Source organism: Halorubrum coriense DSM 10284 (assembly GCF_000337035.1).
Lineage (GTDB): Archaea > Halobacteriota > Halobacteria > Halobacteriales > Haloferacaceae > Halorubrum > Halorubrum coriense.
Genome location: NZ_AOJL01000008.1, coordinates 15,390 through 36,058, shown reverse-complemented (window position 1 = coordinate 36,058; position 20,669 = coordinate 15,390). Strand labels below are relative to the sequence as shown.

Annotated in this window: 22 protein-coding genes; 7 read left to right on the top strand and 15 right to left on the bottom strand. The window is 70.8% G+C overall.

Going from position 1 to position 20,669, the window contains the following annotated elements:
- Positions 1 to 9 precede the first annotated feature (9 nt).
- Both C464_RS01155 and C464_RS01150 read left to right on the top strand, forming a co-directional pair.
- Positions 10 to 1,515: a stage II sporulation protein M gene (locus C464_RS01155; protein WP_006111643.1), complete on the top strand. Its 1,506-nt coding sequence runs from the start codon at positions 10 to 12 to the stop codon at positions 1,513 to 1,515.
- 82 nt (positions 1,516 to 1,597) lie between these two features.
- On the top strand, positions 1,598 to 1,945 hold the full coding sequence (locus C464_RS01150; protein ID WP_006111642.1) for a hypothetical protein: 348 nt from the start codon (positions 1,598 to 1,600) through the stop codon (positions 1,943 to 1,945).
- Between the two features lie 10 nt (positions 1,946 to 1,955).
- On the opposite strand, the gene C464_RS01145 is transcribed toward C464_RS01150, so the two are convergent.
- The 10 genes from C464_RS01145 to ahaH form a co-directional block, all read right to left on the bottom strand.
- Entirely contained in the window at positions 1,956 to 2,345 is a 390-nt protein-coding gene (locus C464_RS01145; protein ID WP_006111641.1) for a DUF6276 family protein, read from the bottom strand.
- A gap of 81 nt (positions 2,346 to 2,426) precedes the next feature.
- Complete coding sequence (locus tag C464_RS01140; protein ID WP_006111640.1) at positions 2,427 to 3,128, bottom strand: V-type ATP synthase subunit D; 702 nt, start codon at positions 3,126 to 3,128, stop codon at positions 2,427 to 2,429.
- 152 nt (positions 3,129 to 3,280) lie between these two features.
- Entirely contained in the window at positions 3,281 to 4,705 is a 1,425-nt protein-coding gene (locus tag C464_RS01135; RefSeq protein ID WP_006111639.1) for a V-type ATP synthase subunit B, read from the bottom strand.
- 2 nt (positions 4,706 to 4,707) lie between these two features.
- Positions 4,708 to 6,471, bottom strand: a complete 1,764-nt coding sequence (locus C464_RS01130; protein WP_006111638.1) for an ATP synthase subunit A — start codon at positions 6,469 to 6,471, stop codon at positions 4,708 to 4,710.
- A gap of 1 nt (position 6,472) precedes the next feature.
- Positions 6,473 to 6,802, bottom strand: coding sequence for a V-type ATP synthase subunit F (locus C464_RS01125; RefSeq protein WP_006111637.1), 330 nt, complete (start codon positions 6,800 to 6,802; stop codon positions 6,473 to 6,475).
- Positions 6,799 to 7,845, bottom strand: coding sequence for a V-type ATP synthase subunit C (locus C464_RS01120; RefSeq protein ID WP_006111636.1), 1,047 nt, complete (start codon positions 7,843 to 7,845; stop codon positions 6,799 to 6,801). Before C464_RS01120 ends, C464_RS01125 begins: the two co-directional genes overlap by 4 nt.
- Positions 7,842 to 8,420, bottom strand: coding sequence for a V-type ATP synthase subunit E (locus C464_RS01115; RefSeq protein ID WP_006111635.1), 579 nt, complete (start codon positions 8,418 to 8,420; stop codon positions 7,842 to 7,844). Before C464_RS01115 ends, C464_RS01120 begins: the two co-directional genes overlap by 4 nt.
- Positions 8,421 to 8,440: 20 nt before the next feature.
- On the bottom strand, positions 8,441 to 8,692 hold the full coding sequence (locus C464_RS01110; RefSeq protein ID WP_006111634.1) for a hypothetical protein: 252 nt from the start codon (positions 8,690 to 8,692) through the stop codon (positions 8,441 to 8,443).
- Positions 8,693 to 8,895: 203 nt separating this feature from the next.
- Positions 8,896 to 11,118, bottom strand: a complete 2,223-nt coding sequence (locus tag C464_RS01105) for a V-type ATP synthase subunit I (protein WP_006111633.1) — start codon at positions 11,116 to 11,118, stop codon at positions 8,896 to 8,898.
- Positions 11,119 to 11,122: 4 nt separating this feature from the next.
- Positions 11,123 to 11,479 (bottom strand): ATP synthase archaeal subunit H, encoded by a 357-nt coding sequence (gene ahaH / locus C464_RS01100; protein ID WP_049910741.1) that lies wholly within the window; start codon positions 11,477 to 11,479, stop codon positions 11,123 to 11,125.
- A 167-nt stretch (positions 11,480 to 11,646) separates the two neighbouring features.
- On the opposite strand from ahaH, the gene C464_RS01095 reads away from it, so the two are divergent.
- Positions 11,647 to 13,245, top strand: a complete 1,599-nt coding sequence (locus C464_RS01095) for a nucleotide-binding protein (RefSeq protein WP_006111631.1) — start codon at positions 11,647 to 11,649, stop codon at positions 13,243 to 13,245.
- Positions 13,246 to 13,263: 18 nt separating this feature from the next.
- Here C464_RS01095 and C464_RS01090 read toward each other — a convergent pair whose 3' ends face one another.
- On the bottom strand, positions 13,264 to 14,235 hold the full coding sequence (locus tag C464_RS01090) for a transcriptional regulator (RefSeq protein WP_006111630.1): 972 nt from the start codon (positions 14,233 to 14,235) through the stop codon (positions 13,264 to 13,266).
- A gap of 197 nt (positions 14,236 to 14,432) precedes the next feature.
- Here C464_RS01090 and C464_RS01085 point away from each other — a divergent pair, with 197 nt between their 5' ends.
- Positions 14,433 to 15,821, top strand: a complete 1,389-nt coding sequence (locus C464_RS01085; protein WP_006111629.1) for a tRNA(Ile)(2)-agmatinylcytidine synthase — start codon at positions 14,433 to 14,435, stop codon at positions 15,819 to 15,821.
- A 26-nt stretch (positions 15,822 to 15,847) separates the two neighbouring features.
- A complete protein-coding gene (locus tag C464_RS01080) occupies positions 15,848 to 16,201 on the top strand; it encodes a VOC family protein (protein WP_006111628.1) in 354 nt (117 codons plus the stop codon).
- 26 nt (positions 16,202 to 16,227) lie between these two features.
- Here the strand turns inward: C464_RS01080 and C464_RS01075 are convergent, their stop codons facing one another.
- On the bottom strand, positions 16,228 to 16,458 hold the full coding sequence (locus C464_RS01075) for a DUF7543 family protein (protein WP_006111627.1): 231 nt from the start codon (positions 16,456 to 16,458) through the stop codon (positions 16,228 to 16,230).
- Positions 16,459 to 16,547: 89 nt separating this feature from the next.
- On the bottom strand, positions 16,548 to 16,724 hold the full coding sequence (locus C464_RS19085) for a hypothetical protein (protein WP_006111626.1): 177 nt from the start codon (positions 16,722 to 16,724) through the stop codon (positions 16,548 to 16,550).
- A gap of 93 nt (positions 16,725 to 16,817) precedes the next feature.
- Between C464_RS19085 and C464_RS01070 the strand changes: the two genes are divergently transcribed.
- Both C464_RS01070 and C464_RS01065 read left to right on the top strand, forming a co-directional pair.
- Positions 16,818 to 17,978, top strand: a complete 1,161-nt coding sequence (locus C464_RS01070) for an aminopeptidase P family protein (RefSeq protein ID WP_006111625.1) — start codon at positions 16,818 to 16,820, stop codon at positions 17,976 to 17,978.
- Positions 17,979 to 18,228: 250 nt separating this feature from the next.
- A complete protein-coding gene (locus C464_RS01065; RefSeq protein WP_006111624.1) occupies positions 18,229 to 18,531 on the top strand; it encodes a DUF5789 family protein in 303 nt (100 codons plus the stop codon).
- Between the two features lie 238 nt (positions 18,532 to 18,769).
- Here C464_RS01065 and C464_RS01060 read toward each other — a convergent pair whose 3' ends face one another.
- Both C464_RS01060 and C464_RS01055 read right to left on the bottom strand, forming a co-directional pair.
- Positions 18,770 to 20,005: a cation:proton antiporter gene (locus tag C464_RS01060; protein WP_006111623.1), complete on the bottom strand. Its 1,236-nt coding sequence runs from the start codon at positions 20,003 to 20,005 to the stop codon at positions 18,770 to 18,772.
- A gap of 61 nt (positions 20,006 to 20,066) precedes the next feature.
- Positions 20,067 to 20,549 carry a cation:proton antiporter regulatory subunit gene (locus tag C464_RS01055; RefSeq protein WP_006111622.1) on the bottom strand — a complete coding sequence of 161 codons (483 nt, stop codon included), beginning with the start codon at positions 20,547 to 20,549 and terminating at the stop codon, positions 20,067 to 20,069.
- Between the last annotated feature and the right edge of the window lie 120 nt (positions 20,550 to 20,669).

Below are 20,669 nucleotides of genomic sequence, written 5' to 3'. Positions count from 1 at the left end.
ACCCGCCCCATGGACCTCTCCGCCGCTATTACGGCAACGACAGCGACCCTCCGTCGACGCCCCGCGGACCTCCTCCCGTTCTACCTCCTCGGCACCGCCGTGCCGGTGATCGCCCGCCTCGGCACGTTCGCGGCGCTCACGGGTGTCTACCTCCACCTCGAACTGACCGGGCGGCTCGCGACGCTCCGCGAGGCGCTCGCGGGGGTCGAACCGCCGCCCGAGACGCAGGACCCGGAGGCGCTTCAGGCGTGGGGCGAGGGGGTCGCGCCCGCGTTCGAGCCGCTGGCGACCCCGACGGTCGGGGTCCTCGTCGCCGGCGGCGTGCTCGTCACGGTCGCCCTGGCAGTCCTCGCGTACGCCGCCGTCTCGGCCGGCCAGCTCTCGGCGGTCATCGCGAGCCTCCGCGACGAGCGGGGGCTCGTCGGCGGGATCGCCGGGGCCCGGTCCCGGTGGCTCACCTTCCTCGGCCTGTACGTCGCCGAGCTGCTCCTGTGGGTCGCCGTGATCGCGCTCGGGTCGATCGCGATCGGCGCGGCGTCCCTCGCGAACCCGTTCCTCGGCGCGGCGGTCGCGATCGGCGTCCTGCTCGTCGGCTTCCTCGCCGTGGCGCTCGTGCGGATCCTCTTCGCGTTCGCGCCGGTGGCCGTCGTCGTCGACGACGCCGGCGTCGTCGGCGGGATCGAGGGGGCCGGCGGCTTCGTCCGCTCGAACCCGGTCGACGCCGCCGCCTACCTCGTGGTCGCGATCGGCGCGGTTGTCGCCGTCGCGTCGGTCGCCTCCGGGATCGCGTTCCTCGGCGGCGGCGCCGTCGTCGCGCTCGCCAGCGCCGTCGTCGTCGCGCCCGCGCTCGACCTGCTGAAGACCGTCCTCTACGGCGACTACCGCGAGACGGTCGACCCCGTCTCGCCGCCCGAGGCCGGCGTCCGCGCCCAGCTGATCGGCGGCCTCCGCCGCGGGTGGCGGGAGCTGGCCGGATTCGTCCGGTCGACGCCGGGCAGTCACGCCCTCGCGCTCGCGGTGGCCCTCGGATTCGGCGCCGTCGGCTGGGTCGCTGCCGCTCCCTTCGCGGAGATGGCCCCCACGTCGATCGAGGGGCGGCTGGTGGGGCACGTCCCGCCCGTGGCGGCGCTGACGTTCTTCGGGAACAACTGGGGGGTCGCGATCGCGACCGCCTTCTCCGGCGCCGGTCTCGTCGTCCCCGCGCTCTCGTCGCTCGCGTTCAACGGCCTCGCGCTCGGGGCCACCGCCGCCTTAGAGGAGAACCTCCTCGCCCTCGTCGCGTTCGTGGTCCCGCACGGGATCTTCGAGATCCCGGCGCTCGTCGTCTCGGGCGCGCTCGGCGTCCACCTCGGCGCGGTCTCGTGGCGGGCGATACGGGGCCGCGCGAGCCGCGGGCAGTTCGCCGACACCCTCGAAACCGCGTTCTGGGTGACCGTCGGGCTCGGGATCCTGCTCGGCGTCGCCGCCGTCATCGAGGGGTTCGTCAGCCCGTACTACTGGCGGCCGTTCCTCTGAGCGCCCCCTGACCGGCGCGCCCCCTCGCCGCCGGCGCGTCGACTCGTCCGCAGCCTTATTGCCGCGCGGTCAAAGTTCCGGTATGCAGCCGCTCGTCGCCGTCATCCTCGTCGGCGTCCCGCTCATGTGGCTCGTCGGCTTCGCCGCCTACGCGTACGTCGACGCGCCCAAGTACGGAATGAACCCGCGCAAGTGGGCGCTCATCTCGTTCGCCGTCCCGCTGTTCGGCTTCTTCGCGTACATCTTCGAGCGGGGGGAGCAGGGGTACGACGCCGACACCGACCCCTACGCCGGCGGGAGCGACGAGCGTACCGGCGGCTTCGCCGTCCACGAGTCGCGGCAGGGAGAAGAGCGGCTCGGCCCGGCGGGAACGGAGGCCGACGACGACGCGGACGACGAGTGGAACGACCCGGACGGCGTCGACCTGTAACGCCGCCGGCTCAGAGCGCGTCGATCAGCGTCGCCCGCCGCCGGTCCAAGTCGAACGCGGCGTCGGCGGCGTCGAGCCGCCCGAGGAAGGCGAACACGTCCGCGCCCGCCCCCTCCGCGTGGCGGACCAGCGCCTCGATCGACTCCCGGTTCGTGGCGAACGACTCCAGCTTTCCACAGCAGAGCGCCAGGGCGATCCCGGCCTCGCCCGACGGGAAGACGGGGTCGACGCGCCCGAGGTCGGGGTCGGCGGTCGCCGCGTCCGCGACGCCCGCCTCGCTCGCCGCGGCGACGCGCAGACACCGCGTACAGATCGCCGCCGCGTCGGCGGGAGCGTGCTCGCGGAGCGCGGACGGCACCGCGAAGGCGACCACTTCGGCGTCGCAGTCGGGACAAGACATGCGCGTCGATACGGGCGGGAGGGGGTAAAAGTCGGCGGGGAGAAGACGCGGAACCGCTGATGGCAGGTGGAGAGGAGGAAGTCAGTCGGCCGGCTCCGGTTCCTCGGTCTCCGCGGCCGCGACCTCCGCGACCGCCTCGGCCTCCTCGGCGGCCTCTTCCTCCTCTTTCTTCGCTTTGATCTTCTTCATGCGGAAGATCTCCTCGCGCTCCTGCTCTTCGAGCTTCTGCTCGATGTACTCCTGGTTCTCGTACAGGCTCGGGAGCAGCGTGAACTCCAGCGCGTTCACGCGGCGCTTCGTGGTCTCGATCTCCGTGAGCATCTTCTTCATCGCCGTCTCGACCTCGGCGGCGAGGATGATCTTCTCTAACAGCCCCTCGTAGGCGTCGGCCGCCTCGTCGATCCGCGCCGAGGAACCGAGCAGGCCGTACCCCCGCTCGTCGAGGCTCTTCTGGACCTTCGAGGACTCGATCTGCGGGACCACGACGCCCATGATGTTCTTCGACTGCGTCGTGATCTCGGGGTGCTCTTTCAGCGCCGCGGCCGCGCCGCGGACCGCCACGTCGCCCTCCATCGCCCGGGCCATGTCGATCTTCCGCTGGGCCGTCTCGTAGTTTTCGGAGACCTCGGACCGGACGTCCTGCGCCTGGTCGAGGATGTCCATGAACTCCATGATGAGCCCGTCGCGCTTCTGTTCGAGCGTGTCGTGGCCGCGCTCGGAGAGCTCGATGCGGTCCTCGATCGCCATCAGGTTCTTCCGCGTCGGTTTGACGTCCTTGGCCATCTTGTGGGTAGGTTCCGCTCCGAGGCGGTTAATTCTTTTCAGACGTGCCGGATCGCCCGGGCGGCCGCCGAGAGTCGACTCCCGAACACGGCCGCGCCGAGGCGGTCGCTGGCGAGGGGTGGCGACCGCGGCGAAAAGTGAGTCGCGGCGCGTCAGTCGGCGGCTTCGAGGACTTCGCGCTCGGAGTCGTCCTCGCGGTAGTGCTCCTCGATGAACTCCTCGTCGATCCGGTTGAGAGCGTCCTTCGGCAGCATCGAGAGCAGGTCCCAGCCGATCGAGAGCGTCTCGTCGATGTCGCGGTTCGTCTCGAAGCCCTGGTCGATGAACTCCGATTCGAACGCGTCCGCGAAGTCGAGGTACTTGTTGTCGAGCTCGGAGAGCGCCTCGCGACCGACGATGTTCACGAGGTCGCGGAGGTCCTCGCCCTCCGCGTACGCCGCGAACATCTGGTCTTTCACGTCGGCGTGGTCGGCGCGGGTGAGCCCCTCGCCGATCCCGTCGTCCATCAGCCGCGACAGGCTGGGGAGGACGTTGATCGGCGGCTGGAGGCCCTGACTGTTGAGGTCGGGGTCGACGTAGATCTGCCCCTCCGTGATGTACCCGGTCAGGTCCGGGATCGGGTGGGTGTCGTCGTCGCCCGGCATCGTGAGGATCGGGATCTGGGTGACCGAGCCGTCGCGGCCCTTGATCCGGCCCGCGCGCTCGTACAGCTGCGCCAGGTCGGTGTACATGTACCCGGGGTACCCGCGGCGGCCGGGCACCTCCTCGCGGGCCGCACCGATCTCGCGGAGCGCCTCGCAGTAGTTGGTCATGTCCGTCAGGATGACGAGGACGTGGTAGTCCTTCTCGAAGGCGAGGTACTCGGCCGTGGTGAGCACCATCCGCGGCGTGACCGTCCGCTCGACGGCGGGGTCGTCCGCGAGGTTCATGAAGACGACGGAGCGCTCCAGCGCGCCGGTGCGCTCGAAGTCCTCCATGAACTCGTTCGCCTCCTCCTGGGTGATCCCCATCGCGCCGAAGATGACGGCGAACTCGGAGCCCTCCTCGTCGTCGCCGCCCTCCTCCTCCTCGGGCACGCTGGCCTGCCGGGCGATCTGCATCGCCAGTTCGCTGTGCGGCTGGCCGGAGCTGGAGAAGATCGGGAGCTTCTGCCCGCGGACGAGCGTGTTCATCCCGTCGATGGCGGAGACGCCCGTCTCGATGAACTCCTCGGGGTACTCCCGGGAGTACGGGTTGATCGCCGCGCCGACGATGTCCTGTCGCTCCTCGGGGACGATCTCCGGGCCGTCGTCGATCGGGCGGCCGGAGCCGTCGAGCACCCGCCCGAGGAGGTCCTCGGTGACGGGCATCTTCATCGTCTCGCCCAGGAAGCGGACGGACGCGTCTCTGTCGATACCGCTCGTCCCCTCGAAGACTTGGATTGCGACCACGTCCTCCGAGGATTCGAGCACCTGCCCGCGCAGCGTCTCGCCCTGTGCCGTCTCGATCTCGACGATCTCGTCGTAACCGATCGCCTCGTCGACCTCGGCGTACACGAGGGGGCCGCTGATCTCGGTGATGGTTTGATACTCTTTCATGGTCAGTAGAGGCTCCGGAGCTCCTCGGTGATCTCCGCTTTGAGATCCTCGACGTACTCCTCGTAGTCCTCTTGAACGCCGATACGGTTAATCCGCGGGGCCGACTCGATGTCGATGATCTCCTCGACCGGGACGCCGGCGTCGAGCGCGTCGAACGCCTCGTCGTTGAACGTCTGGATGGTCGTCAGCATGAGGTACGTCTTCTCCGGCGGACAGAAGGTGTCGACCGGGTGGAACGCGTTCTGCTGGAGGTACGCCTCGCGCAGGTAGCGCGCGACCTCAAGGGTGAGCTGCTGGTCGTCGGGCAGGGCGTCCTTCCCGACGAGCTGGACGATCTCCTGTAGCTCCGTCTCCTCGTCGAGCACGTCGACCGCCCACTGGCGGCGCTCCGCCCAGTCGTCGGCGACCTCGTCCTCGAACCAGGGGTCGAGCTGGTCCTTGTACAGCGAGTAGGACTCGTTCCAGTTGATCGACGGGAAGTGGCGGCGCTCCGCCAGGTCCGCGTCGAGCGCCCAGAACGTCTTCACGATCCGCAGCGTGTTCTGGGTGACCGGCTCGGAGAAGTCGCCGCCGGGCGGCGACACCGCGCCGATCGCCGAGACGGAGCCCTCCGTCCCGTTGATGTTCTCGAAGTAGCCGGCGCGCTCGTAGAACTGCGCCAGGCGCGCGGCGAGGTACGCGGGGTACCCCTCCTCGCCGGGCATCTCCTCCAGCCGGGAGGAGATCTCGCGCATCGCCTCCGCCCACCGCGAGGTGGAGTCGGCCATGAGCGCCACGTCGTACCCCATGTCGCGGTAGTACTCGGCGATCGTGATCCCGGTGTAGATACAGGACTCGCGCGCCGCGACGGGCATGTTCGAGGTGTTCGCGATGAGCGAGGTGCGGGCCATCAGCGGGTTGCCGTTGGCCGGGTCCTCCAGCTCGGGGAAGTCCTCGATGACCTCGGTCATCTCGTTGCCGCGCTCGCCGCAGCCGACGTAGACGATGATGTCCGCGTCGGCGTACTTCGCGAGCTGGTGCTGGGTGACGGTCTTCCCGGAGCCGAACGGACCGGGGATCGCGGCCGTCCCGCCCTTCGCGATGGGGAACAGGCCGTCGAGGATGCGCTGGCCAGAAACCAGCGGCGTCCGGGGCGTCTTCTTGTCGTTGGCGGGGCGCGCCTCGCGCACCGGCCACTCCTGGTGCATCGAGACCTCCTCGCCGTTGTCGAGTTCGACGACCGTCTCGGTCACGTCGAAGCTCCCGGACTCGGCGGCGACGACCTCGCCGCCCTCGTAGTCCGGCGGCACCATGACCTTGTGGTCGATGGTGACCGTCTCCTCGACGACCCCGACGATGTCGCCGGGCTCGACGACGTCGCCTTCCGCGACCTCGGGCTCGAACGCCCACTCCTCCTCGAGGTCGATACCGGGCGCGTCGACCCCGCGGTCGAGGTACGGACTGCCCATCTTGCCCTCCAGCACGTCCAGGGGGCGCTGAACGCCGTCGTAGATGGCGTCCAGCATCCCCGGGCCCAGGTCGACCGACAGCGGCTCGCCCGTGTTCTCGACGGGTTCGCCGGGGCCGACCCCGGAGGTCTCCTCGTACACCTGAACGGTCGTGAGGTCGCCCTCGATCTCGATCACTTCCCCCATGAGCCCTTCGTCGCCGACGTAGACGACGTCGTTCATGCGGGCGTTGAGATCGCGGGCGGTCACGACCGGACCGCTCACGCTCTGAATGACGCCGCTGTCTTCGACGGCGTCGGTTGTGTCTGCTTTGCTCATATTAGTCGTCTTCCTCCATCAGGTCGATGCCGATGGCGCGTTTGATCTGGTCGCGGAGCCCGCCGCTGCCGGCCCCGGAGCCGCCGAGCGTCACGAGGACCGGCTCGATGCTCCCCTCGACCGACTCGCGGGTCCCCCGCGAGAGGTGGTCGAGGTCGTCGTCGTGCATCACGATGATGCCGACGTTCTCGTCGTCGAGCGTCCGCTCGACGGCGTCGTCGAGCTCGTCGTCCTTCTCGTCGTCCGGCACGTTCTCGAACGCCCGGACGCCGGCGAGGCGGAAGCCCGTCGTGAACTCGGGACTGCCGACGACCGCTATCTCCTGGCTCATGTTATCACCAGCTCCGATTCGATCTCGTCGGGCGAGAGGCCGGCCTCCTTCCCGCGGGCGATCGCCCGGATGTTCTCCGTCTCGCGCTCCTTCGCGAGGATGTACGAGATCACCGGGGTGACCGACACCGGGTGGATCGTGCCGAGCCGGTCGCCGTACGCCAGCAGCGCGGCGTCGATCGCGTGTTCGAACGCGATGAGGCTGTCCGCCTCCTCGAGCTCGCGCAGCGCGGGCCCGAGCTCCTCGCCGTACTGGCTGTCGCCGATGTACTCGACCAGCTCGTCGAGGTTCTGCGCCAGCCGCGCGAGCGACGAGCGGGTGAACAGGTCGCCGCCCTCGATGAAGTACGCGGCGGGGTCGATGTCGGCCCCCGAGCGGGCGAGCCGGAGCGCGTTCGTCGCGTTCCGGAAGTCGACCTCCGCCTTGAGGAACGACTCGTACTGGCGGGTCGGCTCGTCGCCGCCGAGCCCGGACAGGAGCCGCTCGTAGAACGCGCGGTCGACCGCGTTCTCGAGGGGCACCAGCACGTCCGTCTCCTCGAACTCGGCGTACGCCTCCCGCAGCGGCTCCCCGTAGATCGTGTCTTCGAGGACCTCGATCACGCCGTCGATCGAGTCGGCCTCCAGCAGGCGGCGGATCCGGCGGTCGTCGAACTCGCCGGCGCGGATCAGGTCGACCTCGACGGCCGACTGCTCCGCGTCGGTGTAGACGCCGCGGATGACCGTCTTCACGTTCCAGGCGTCGAACTTCCGGAGGTACCGGGCGATCAGGTCGTACAGCGACCCCTCGCTCCAGTCGAGGATGGCGTCGAACTGCTCGGCGAGGTTCCGGTTCAGCGCGTACTCGATCAGGTCCACCCCGCCGTGGCGGCTGCCGAGCGCGTTTACCTCTTCGCCGTACGTGGACTCTTCCATGAACCGGGCGATCTCGGCCGGGCCCATCCGGGTGAGCTTCCGGTACTCCTCGTCCCCGAAGAGGCTGCCGCGGCGGGCACGAACCCGCGCGACGACGTACTCGGGGTTCGGGCTGCCGGCGGCGCTCATTGGTCGAACAGCCGCTCCGAGATGTTCTTCAACTCGTCGTCCCAGACGGACTCCAGGACCGAGTCGAACGTGTTGTTCACGCGAACGCGAGAGGTGTCGCTCTCGGCCACGACGCCGCCGAGGCAGTCGGTCTCCCCGTCGACCTCGGCGTTGCGGTCCGCGACGAGGTCTTCGAGCAGGTCGACGTCCTCGGAGCGGGTGTAGACGGCGACGTCCTCGTCGTCGTCGAACTCCGCCAGGGTCGCGTCGAGCAGGGCCTCGGTGAGCTCGCGGCGATCGTCGCCGTCGAGGGCGGCGATGGCGGCTTCGACGTCGTCGTGGACGTCCTCTAAGACGTCACGACGAGCGCCGAGCCGCTCCTGTTTGGCCTCGAGCTTCGCCGAGGAGAGCGTCTGTTCGCGCTCCTGGTCGATCTGGTTCTCGACCTCGGCGAGCCGCTCGTCGCGGATGCGCTCCGCGTCGGCCTCCGCGTCGGCGACGATCTCGTCGGCCTCCGCCTCGGCCTGTTCGCGGATCTCCTCCGCACGCGCGCGGGCTTCGTCTCGAACGTCCTCAACGACGGTTTCCAAACTCATTGGTGTGAAGGAAGTACCGCTTAGACGATGAAGACGACGACGAGTGCGAGGATGACGATCGTCTCGGGAAGGACGGTCAGGATGAGCCCGTTGACGAAGAGGTCGTCGTCCTCGGCCATCGCGCCGACGGCGGCCGACCCGATACCGCGCTCCGCGTAGCCTGCGCCCAGCGCCGCGAGCCCGACGGCGAGGGCCGCCGCGGCGTTGGGGTCAGTCAGCGTTCCACCGGTCGACAGTACGAGGTTCCCGAGTTCGTTGGTAGCTTCAAACATTGGTAGTAGTTGCGGTTGCTCGTCTCCGAACGGTTGCTATTTGCCCCTAGAGGAGTCATAAAGCTTCCCAAAACGACCGGACAGGAGACGGGAGAACGGAGCGAAAAGCGGGCGCTATCCGCGTCGAAGCCCGACCCAATTATCGGGTTCGACCGAACCGCGAGGCGGCGAGACCGCGGGACGACGGACGGCCGACGCGACCGTCAGTCGTCGCGGGTGTACTTCCGGTCGCGCCCGAACGGGAGGTACGCACGGCCGCCGCCCTCGTAGAAGTTCCCGAAGAACTCCACGTACTCGAGGCGGACGGCTTGGATGCCGGCGGACGTGACCCCGAGCAGCAGGACGACGAGGTGGCCGACGACCGCGACGAGGATCCCGGCGACCAGCGCGACGATACCCACGAGGCCGATCGCGGCGGGGTCGAACGCCGTGGTGATCCCCGCGAAGACCAGCTCCTCGCTCGGCGTCTCCTGGACGTGCGCGAGGTGCTCCGCGGAGAAGATGAAGTGGAAGCTCCCCTCGCCCCCCTCGTCGATGTACGCCCCGAACGCGAGCAGGTTGACCGCGAGCGCCATCCCGCCCTTCGCGAGCAGGACGGCCATGATCCGGGCGTAGGAGATGACGTTGACGATGGGCGAGAGGAACTCGGCCAGCTCCGGCGGCTCGCCGATGCCGAGGAGGACGAGCCCGAGGACCGCGGCGGCGATGCCGGCGATGCCGACGGCGACCGGGAACCCGCTGAACGAGACGACCCCGAACGTGAGGAGCGAGACCGCCTCGAACAGGAAGTCCGGCTTCGGACCGGGGACGTGCTGGCTGAAGATCCAGATCCACGCGCCGTTGAGGATCAGGAGCCACGAGCCGGCCTCGTAGATCGCGTGTTTCGCGTCGTGCTGCTGGAGCGTGCTCACGAACGAGAGCGCGTGGCCGATGTTCAGGTGGACGATCCCGAACACCACGCTGACGACGAGGAACGAGAGCCCCCAGTCGAGGTCGGCCGGCGAGAGCCCCTTCCCGGCGACGGGCCAGTGGACGTCGCCCGGCAGCAGCTGGTAGGCGTGGTAGCCGAACAGGTCGATACCGAAGTAGACGCCGAACAGTATCGTGAATCCGCCCGCCCACATCGCGACGGAGCCGAGCTCGCGGAACGCGCCCTCGAACTTGGAGTACATGAAGAACCCGATGGCGGCGTAGAGGACGCCGTACCCCACGTCGCCGATCATGAACCCGAACATCGCCGGGAACGTGAGGAAGACGAGGAGCGTCGGGTCGAACTCGGAGTACTTCGGCCGCCCGAACGCCTGAACGAGCAGTTCGAAGGGCCCCGACGCGCCGCCGTTATCCTGGACGACCGGCGGGTCGTCAGTGCCGTGCGCCGCGTGGCCGCCGTCGGTGGCGGCCTCGCGCTCGGCCGTCGCGTCCTCGGCGTCACTGCCGCTGGCTGCGTGCGACGCGGACGCCGCGCCGCCGGTCTCCTCGACCGGCTCGGCGTGGTGGTCGCCGTCGGGGGTGAACGACGCCCGTTCGAGCTCCTCGACCTCGACGTGGTCGCCGACGGCGTCGACGACCGCCGCCTCGAAGTCGGGGTACGACTCGGTCGGAACCCACCCCTCCGCGACGAACGCGTTCTCGGTGGTCGCGAACGAGAGCGGCGCTTCCTTCTTCTCCGCCTCGATGGTAAGCGTCTCCTCGGCGCGCAGCAGGAAGCCCGCCGCCTCCTCCTTCACCGAGTCGAGCTCCGCCTCGACGCCGGCGAGCTCGTCGCGGAGGTCGGCCTGCTCGGCCTCCAGCTCCGCGACGTACTCCTCCGGGCTCGCGTCGGCGTCCGGGACGTCGAGCAGCGCGATGTCGACGCCGACGAGGGCGTCCTGAACGACGCCCTCAGCGTCGCCGTCGACCGGCTTCGCGACGATGGCGAGCACGTCGCCGCCGACGAACACGTCGAAGGCGTCTATCGCGTCGGCGTCTCCGAGCGCCGCCTCGACGGCCGGGGGCTTGGCCTCGCCGACGACGACCTCGACGGAGTCGTAGCCGCGGAGGTACTCCAGGTCGATCCCGAGCTCCGCGAACGGCTCCATCCGATCGATCTCCTCCTGCCGGTCGCGGATCGCGCCCTGGAGCTCGTCGCGCTGGTCGTTGAGCTCGTTGACGCGCCCGCGGACGCGGTCGAGCTCGGCTTCGAGCTCGTCGTCGTCGAGCGACCGCGCGACCTCGGCGTCGTCCTCGTCGACGTCGAGGATACTCTCGAGCGACCGGACCGTCACGAGCCGCTCGTTGACGCTCTCGGCCCCGTCGAGCGACGTTCCGGGTTCGAACCCCTCGTACCGGTCGTCGTAGTCGGTGACGTGCAGGGAGTGGTGGGCGTACGTCGCCTCGATGACGTCGTCGATGACGCGCTTCGAGCCCGTCACCGACACCCGGCTCATCTGCTCAGGCCTGAGCATCCACCGCCTCCTCGGCCTGATCGTGGACCGCCGCTTCGAACCGCTCGACGGCGTAGTCGACGGCCGATTCCACCCGGTCGCGGGCCTCGCGTTCGAGCTCGTCGCGGTCGGCACGCCCCGATTCGAGGATCTCCTCGCGCCGCTCCTCGATCTCCGCTCGGGCCGTTTCGAGCCGGTCTTGGGCCTCGGACTCCGCCTCCTCCTCGGCCTCGGCGCGGATCTCGTCCGCGCGCTCTCGAGCCTCGGCGAGGCGCTCTTCGGCGTCCGATTCAGCGTCCGCGATGATCTCGTCCGCCTCCCGTTCGGCCTCCTTGATGGAGTTGAGCACCTCTGGTCTCGCCATGCTACTAATCGCCTGAAACTCTACTAGCGATGTATAAGGTGTTTGCGAAAACCTGCGGGGTTACGCGCGGATCTCGGGGCCGTTCCGGGGGGATTTCGGACCGAACCGCGACGCGGATCCGGTCGCCGCCGCCTACATTTAAGTAGCAGTCGCCGGACCGTCACCGTATGGCAACGGTGTATGCGGTCGCGTCGGCGAAAGGTGGGGTCGGGAAGACCACCACGACCGCGGCGGTGGCGACGATCCTGGCGGACTCGGGAGCCGACGTCGTCGCGATCGACGCCGATCTCGGCATGGCGAACCTCGCTGGCGCCGTCGGGGTGACGCCCGGCGAGACCACCCTCCACGACGTCCTCGCCGGCGAGGCGGAGCCCGAGGCGGCGGTCCGCGAGGGGCCGTCCGGGCTCCGGGTCGTGCCGGGGGCGGCCGACCTCGACGCGTACGCGGTCGCGGACCCCTCCGGGCTCGGGGGGGTCGTCGAGGCGTTCGCCGACGCCGACTACGTGTTCATCGACGCGGGCGCGGGGCTGTCGCACGACTCCACGCTACCGCTCGCGATCGCCGACGAGACGCTCCTCGTCTCGACGCCGGAACGGAGCGCCCTCGGCGACACGGAGAAGACGCGGCAGCTGACGGAGCGCCTCGGCGGGACCGTCGCCGGGGCGGCGATCACCCGCGTGACGGCGGACACCGACGAGGTCGTCACGGCCCTACTGGACGCTCCCGTCCTCGCCCGGATCCCGGAGGACGAGGCGGTGGCTCGGGCCGCCGCCGCGAACGGTCCCCTGGCGGCCGTCGCACCGGACGCGCCGGCGACGCGGGCGTACCGCGACCTCGCTCGGGCTCTGACCGGGGCGGAGGTCGACGGCGCGGGACTCGACGGACCCGCGGCCGACGCCGCGGGCGGGGCCGGGGCGGACGACCCGGGAGCTGACGACGCGGAATCCGACGACGGACCGACCGCGACGGACGACGACGCCGTGATCGTCGACGAGGGGCCGACCCCGACGGACGACGCAGACGACGGCGACACGGCGGAGGGGAGCGAGCGGGACGACGCCGTCGAGAAAACGGACGAGGACATCATCGTCGCGGACCCCGACGCGAGCGGCGTGGCCGAACCGGGCGACGGCGACGACATCATCGTCGCGAGCGAGAGCGAACCGGCGGGCGACGTCGCGGACGACGACACGGGCGACGTCGCGGACGACGACACGGGCGAAGACGTGGGCGACGACACGGACGAAGACGTGGGCGACGACACGGACGAGGGCACACGCGACGCCGGCGGCGAGCCGGAAGCGTCAGTCGGGAACGACGAACCGACTCACGAGGCCGTCGGCGATGCGGCGAGCGGCGACGAGGCCGACGGACCCGACGCCGGTGACGAGTCCATGGCCGGAGGGAGAGCGGCCGCTGAGCTCGAGGCCACCGGCCTGGACGCCGCGACGGAGGATGAGTCGGACGCGATCCCCGACGCGGACGAGACGGCGCGCGAGGCGGCGACCGAACGCGACGGGCCGGACAGCGAGGGCACCGCGGGTGCCGACTCGGCGGAGGGAGGCGACATCGACGACGAACTCGCGGGGAGCATCCCGTTCCGCGACGACGACACCGGGACGATGAACACCGTGCTGTCGGAGGAAAAGAGCGAACCCGACGGCGACGCCGACGAGAAGACGACGGACGACGCCTCGGCGTCGTCCGCTGACGACGAGGAAGAGGGGGGCGACGGCGGGTTCTTCAGTCGGTTGCTCGGTCGCTGATCGGAGCGCGGTGACCCGTCAGGCCTCGGAGGGGGCGCGGGCGCGGTCGCGGATCAGCTCGCGGATCTCCTCGGGGTCGGTGACCGCTGCGAGCTCCTCGCAGGAGACCAGCGCGGTCCCGTCGACGGACTCGCGCTTCTCGTCCTCCTCGGTGAAGTACACCGAGCGGGTCTGAGCCACTTCGCCGATGGACGACATGATCCGGGCGCGCTTCTCGGCCGCGGCCGTGAACGCCGAGTGGCCGGTGAGCACGCGCGTCGCGGGGCTGTCCTCGTCCTCGGAGACCGCCTTGAACGGGGCGCGGGCGGTCGGATGGACGGTGAAGCCGGCGCTCGTGAGCACGTGGAGGACGTGTTCGTCGTCGGGGTCGGCCGCGGGTGCCGACGGCGTCGGCTCCGAGTCGCGGACGTCGTCCGCGCCGTCGAGCACGTCGACCGGACTGGAGAAGGGCTGGTCGAACAGCTCCTCCAGCTGGATCGCCACCTCGATGGAGGCGTTCATCCCGTCCTCGTACTTCGAGACGGTGCGACGAGAGACGCCCAGTTCGTTCGCGAGGCGGCCGAGCGACCAGCCGCGCTCCTCGCGCTCGTCGGCGAGGAGGTCCCCGTCGAGGCTGACGTACAGCCCGCCGGGGGCGGCGTAGATGAGCGGCGGCATCCCCTCGACGAACAGGTCGTAGGCGGTGTCCGGGTTGATCACCGGGACGCCGTGTCGGAAGTAGACGACACCGGGCTTCAGCTCCTCGTCGCGGGTGCGGATCCCGATCACCATCGGCGTCCCCCTGAGGTACTCGCCGAGCCGGCGCATCTCCGCGCCGGTCTCCGCGTCGAGGGCGTCGACGTTGCCGAGGATCTTCAGGAGGAGCAGGTCCTCGTCGCGGCGGGCCGCCACGTCGAAGCTCTTGGGCCGGACCGCACACCGGTCGCTGACGAGGAACCCTGCGTCCTCCAGCATCGCGGTGACGTTCCCGATGAGCGCAGTCCGGGACATAGCCGAAACAAGCGTCTCACCGTATATATGCGTTGTGTCGCCGGCTCGCCGACGAACCCACCGCCCGCGTGCGATTTTCCGCGGTCGCGGCGGGAAACGGTTATATACTCGACCGGTCGCGGAGTCGGCTCGGCCGGCCGGCAGCGGGCTCAACCGGCCTCGAAAGGGGCTTGCCTCGCCGCCGCGAACGCCGCGACATGCCGATCGTCGCCGTCGACGACACCGACTCCCGCGAGCGCGGGATGTGTACGACCTACGTGGCGACGCGGATCGCGGAGCGCCTCGCGGACGCCGGGGCGCGGGTCCGGCGCCGGCTGCTCGTCCGCCTGAACCCGGCCGTGAAACACAAGACGCGCGGGAACGCCGCGGTCGCGCTCCACGTCACCGGGGTGGACGCGGAGGCGGCCGCGTCGGTCGCCGCCGAGACGGTCGCGGAGTTCGCCGCGGCCGCGGACCCGCGGACCTCGCCCGGCGTCGTCGTCGCGGACGTAGACGTCGCCGGCGACCCCTTCGACCCGACCGGCTCGCCGATCCCCGACGCGGTGGCCGCGTTCGCGCGACGGGCGCTCCGCGAGCGCCTCTCGGTCGCGGAGGCCGTCGAACTGGCCGACGAACGCGGGTTCCGACACGTCGCCGTCGGGTCGGCGGGCGGCGCGAGCGAGGCGGACGCGGTCGCCGGCCGGGGGCGGATCGGCGCGCTCGCCGCGGTCGGCGCGCCGGCCGCGTTCGGCGACTGGACAGTCGAGCGCATCGCCTACCGCGAACTCGACCGCTGTGGGACGCCCCGCGAGGTCGACGTCGAGAGCGTCTTCGCCGCCGCCGACGAGGGGTACCCGACGGTCTGGGACACCGTCGACCGCGAGACTGGGAAAGCCGTCTGCGTGCCGAACGCGCCGGGCCCGATCCTCTACGGGATCCGCGGCGACGACGCGGCCGAGTGCCGAGCGGCGGCGGCCGCCGTCGACGGCGAGCGGGTCGAACGGGCTACGACGTTCCTGACGAACCAGGGCACCGACGCCCACCTCTCGCCCGGGCGGATCGGCGACCTCCGCGACGGCGCGGGCTACCGGGTCGCCGGCGCGGTGGCGAGCGCCCCGGAGACGAAACGGGGGGGCCACGTCCACGTCGACGTCGCGAGCGACGACGCCGGAGCGGGTGCCGACGGAGAGAAGGACGCCGACCGACTCCGCGCCGTCGCGTTCGCACCCACCGGCCGGTTCCGCGACCGCGTGCGGGCGCTCCGCCCCGGCGACCGGATCACGCTCTGCGGCGAACACGAGGTGCGAGACGACGCGGACGGGCCGGAGAGCACCCTGAAACTGGAGAAGTTCGCCGTCCGCGACCTCGTCCGGACCGCGCCCGCGGTGCCGACCTGCCCGGACTGCGGCCGCTCGATGTCGTCGGCCGGGAGCGATCAGGGGTACCGGTGTCGCGACTGCGGGACGAGCGCGCCGGGGAAGGTCGCGGAACCGATCGAGCGCGACCTCGAAACCGGGTGGTACGAGGTCCCCCCGAGCGCGCGCAGACACGTCGCGAAGCCCCTCGTCCGCGGCGGGTTCGACGCGCCCACGCACCCGGAGCGATAAAGTGGTCGCCGCGCGAGCGGGCCGACGTGACCGGAATCGTCTTCCACGCGACGGAGCGGCGCGACGAGGTCGTCGAGTTCTACCGTGACCGACTGAACGCGACCGTGCGACTCGAACAGCCGGACTGTACGATCCTGGCGTTCGACGGCTTCCTGTTCGGGTTCTGCGAGCGCGACGAGGTCGACGACTGCGGTATCCTCACGTTCGTCTACCCGGGCCGGGACGCGGTCGACGCCGCGAGCGAGCGGCTCGGCGACGCGGTCGTGACGCCGCCGCGCGAGAACGAGACGTACGACATCTACCAGTGCTTCGCCGAGGACCCCGAGGGCCGGACCGTCGAGTGTCAGGTGTTCCTCGACGACGGCGTCGACATCGAGTGAGGTGACCGAGGGCCGGCGAACCGCGCTCAGTCGTCGAGGTCGCGGGCGTCGCGCCACGCCGCCGCCCGCTCCTCGGCGGCCTCGCGGTCGTCGAACCGCTCCCGCTCGTAGGCCGACTCGTCGACCGCCTGCTCCATCACGTCGAGGCGGGCGACGACGCCGCCGGCCGACCGCTCGCGGAGCCTGACGGTCGCGTACCCGTCAGATCGCTCCCACTCGGTGACCGTGCCGTCGTCGCGCTCCAGCGACCAGCTCATACCCGGACGGACGCGCCCCGCGGCTAAAGCGGTGCGGTTCCGAGTCGGTCGCGGGGACGCGGCTCCGGTCGGCTGTTCGTCCCCGCGGGTCAGTCGCTCGCGCTCGGCGAGCGGTCCGCGATCGCCGGGTTCTCGGCTTCCGGGGTGGCCGCGTACCCGCACACCGGACAGACGACGTAGCCGAGCGAGTCGTACGGGACCGACGTCGAGGGGGCGCTCACGTCGCACTCGGGACAGTCGAACGTCGCGGCGTCTTCGGTCGACATGGTATCGCGTAGCCGCCGGCCACCCCTAGTTATGCGTCGCTTGCTGCCCCGTCAACACCATCCTACTTATATACCGAGCCCAAACCCCGGCGCGTGACCGACGACGCACACGCGGACGAGGGGGACGCGGGGGAGCCCGCCCGACCGCACGAGCGACGACGCGGGCGGACCGCGCGGCGGCTCGACGAGGTCGACGCCGCGGGGCTGGTCGCGTTCCCGAGCCGTAACCTCCAGTACCTCACCGGCTTCGCCGAGGAGCCGGGCGAGCGGCACTTCTTCCTCGTCGTGCCGGCCGCGAGCGCCGCCGACCCGGAGCCGGCGCTGCTCGTGCCGGCGCTGTACGAGACGCAGGTCCGCGAGGCGACGACCGTCGCGGAGGTCCGGACGTGGGCCGACGGCGAGGACCCGGTGGCCGCGACGCGAGAACTGCTCGCGGACCGGGGGCTCGACGCCGGGCGGCTCCTCGTCGACGACACCATGTGGGCGCGGTTCTCGCAGGACCTCCGCGCGGCGGCCCCCGGCGCGTCGTGGGGGCTCGCGAGCGAGGCGCTCGCCGACCTCCGGGTCCGGAAGGACGAGGCCGAGCTGGCGGCGCTGCGCGAGGCCGCCGCGGTCGCGGACGCGGTCGTCGGCGACCTCCGCGAACTGGGCGCGGACGCGGTCGGGATGACCGAGGCCGCGCTCGCCGACCGGATCGCGGAGCGGCTGGCCGAGCGCGGCGGGCGCGGCGTCAGCTTCGAGACGGTCGTCGCGGCGGGCGAGAACGGCGCGAAACCCCACCACGGCCACGGCGACCGGGAGATACGGGCGGGCGAGCCGGTCGTCCTCGACTTCGGGACGCGCGTCGACGGCTACCCGTCCGACCAGACGCGGACGCTCGTCTTCGGCGGCGATCCGTCCGAGGCGTACGCCGAGGTCCACGGGGTCGTGCGCGAGGCGCAGGCGGCCGGCGTCGCGGCCGTCGAGCCCGGCGTCCCCGCGTCCGCCGTCGACCGCGCCGCGCGCGAGGTGATCGAAGCGGCGGGGTACGGCGACGCGTTCGTCCACCGGATCGGTCACGGCGTGGGCCTAGACGTCCACGAGGAGCCGTACCTCGTCGCCGGCAACGACCGCCCGCTGGAGCCGGGGATGGTCTGCTCGGTCGAACCGGGAATCTACCTCGACGGGCGGTTCGGCTGCCGGATCGAGGACCTCGTGGTGGTCACCGAGGACGGCTGCGAGCGGCTGAATCGAACCGACCGCGGGTGGGACTGACGGCCGTCGAGGGCGGCGGCCGGTTCCCTGACGAAGCGAGAAACACCGGGATCGGCGTGCCGGACGTCGACACGCGAACGCGGGAGTCGTGTGCCTACCCCCACTAGTGGATTGCCGTTATATAATATAACAGTATTACCGTATTATTTCGGGTGTATTCTCCCAGTCGGATGGAGTTCCGCGGCGTGTCCCCCGCGGAGGGCCGAGCGGCATCGAAACCATTAGTGTCGCCCGAGCGGAACCGCGGGGCATGAGCGACACCGATGCGGACGACGGAGACGAGGAGGCGGAAGTGGAGCCGGCCGTCGGACTCGGCGACGGGCCGGACGTGGCCGGCGAGCCGGTCGCCCGCGTCGCGTCGCGGCTCACCTGGCCCGCGACGCGCAGCGATGTCCGCGAACAGGAGGGCGACGTCGAGGTCCGGACGCCCGAGGGACCGCGCACGCTCGACGACGTGCTCGCGGAGAGCGAGGTCCCCCTCTTCGAGAGCCGAGGCGACTTCGTCCGAGCGGTCGAGGCGGTCGTCGGTCGCGGCCCGGTCGCGACCGAGTAGGCGTCGAACGCGACGATTCTGTTTATAAACCGGCGGTCGGCGCGCGTCTCCGAGCGGGCCACCGGCCCGCGAGGAGCGCGTGCGAGGGAGTCGGTCGCCGGAGCGAAGCGGAGGCGACTGACGAGGCTGGGGAGGCGTGAGGCGCGGTTGTGGTGCTGTGCGGGGCGGGGGCTTTGTAGCTGTTCGCCGTCGATCTGGCGGCGATTACGTATAAATAAACGACCCCAGCGTCGGAATTCTACCCCCCTACCCCACCGCCGTCGGCTCCGTCGCGCTCCAGCCACGAGACCGCGAGCGACTCGAACGGCGCGGAGTACCCCATCAGCGTCGTTCCTAGCACCGCCATCACGAGGACGTAGGCGACCGCGAACGCGTTGATCGTCGCCGCGAGCGCCGGGTCGAACGCGCCGGCGTCCGCGCCGGTGACCGCGACCGTCGCGATGATCAGCGAGAACTCCCCGCGGGTGGTCATGCCGAGGCCGACCCGCGTCGAGCGCCGGGCGTCGAGGTCGAACGCGCGCCCGGCGAGGTAGCCCGTGACGACCTTCGTCGGCGTGGTGACGACGACCGCGAGCGCGACGAGCGCCGCGACGTCGGCGAACAGCGCCGGGTCGGTGACGAGCCCGATCCAGAAGAAGAACACCGCGGCGAAGACGTCCCGGACCGGTTCGAGGATCGTCTCGATCGCGTGGACCCGGTCCGTCGCCGAGAAGGCCATCCCGACGAAGAAGGCCGCCACCGCCTCGCTGACGCCGAGCGCGAGCGCCGCGCCGGCGACGAACACGACCGCGGCCACGGCGCGCAGCGCCACGAACTCCCGGTTGTCCGTCGCGACGAGCCGCTCGAACAGCGGGCCGCCGAACTGGACGACGGCGAGCAGGCCGGCGATGAACGCGAGCGCGACGCCCACGTCGACCGCGGCCGCGACGACGTCGCCGCCGCCGAGGACGAGCGCCGACGCGACCGAGAGGTAGACGGCGATGAACAGGTCCTCGTACACCAGCGTGCCGAGCAGCGGCTCCGCCTCGTCGTTGGCGATCCAGCCGAGGTCGATGAGCGACTTCGTGATCACCGCCGAGGAGGAGATGTAGACGATGCCCGCGACGAGGAACGCCGGCAGGAGCGCGCCGAAGACGAGCCAGCCGAGGACCAGCCCGACGCCGAAGTTCGCGAGGTCGATCGTGCCCGCCGTCCCGATCTGACGGCCGCGGGCGAACAGGCGGTCGAGGTTGAACTCCAAGCCGAGGAAGAATAGGAGGAAGACGATCCCGAGCTCCGCCCCGAGCGAGATGAACTCCGTCTCTGGGACGTAGACGGTCCCCACCGAGGGAAGAGCGACGCGGCCGAGAACGAACTCCCCGAGCAGCATCCCGGCGAGGATGTACGCGGGGATCACGGACTGCCCGAGGCGGGTCGCGACCCCGCCGGCGACCGCGACCGCGGCGAACATGACGCCGACGTCGAGCAGCGCCACTACCGGTCACCGCCGTGAGAGCCGACCGCCCGGTCCCGACCCGTCGCCGCGTGCCGGCCGCTCATTCGGTGAGGATCTCCTCGAAGGCCGCGCAGTCGTCCGGCGTCCCGACGCCGATGACCGTGTCGCCCTCGCGGAGCGTGGTCTCGGCGTCCGGGCTGTCGATCACCGCGTCGCCGCGCTGGATGGCGACCACTGCGAGCCCGGTCCGGTTGCCGATGTCGGCGCCCTCTAACGTCTCGCCGACGAGCGGCGACCCGGGCGGGAGCTCGTACCACTCCAGGAGGATCCCACCCGGCAGCGTCGTCTCCTGCGTCTCCGGCTCGACCGGCTGGAAGTACGCCCCCTCGATGATCGACCCGATCGTCCGCGCGAGGTCGTCGGAGAACTCGAACGCCTTCACGGAGTCGGCGTCGGGGTCGGAGCGGCGGAACACCTCGCGTTTGCCCGTGTTGTGGATGACGACGACCATCTCCTCGCCGCCGCCCAACTCGATCTCGAACTTCTTCCCGACTCCCGGGAGGTCGGACTCGCGAATCGTCATGGCGTGACCAGAGAGCCCACGGTAATATGTCTGTACCTCGACCGCCGCGGTCGACGGTCGCCGACCGGAGCGCGTCCGACGGACGGCGTCCGCGCACCAAACGCTAAGTGGACCGGGGCC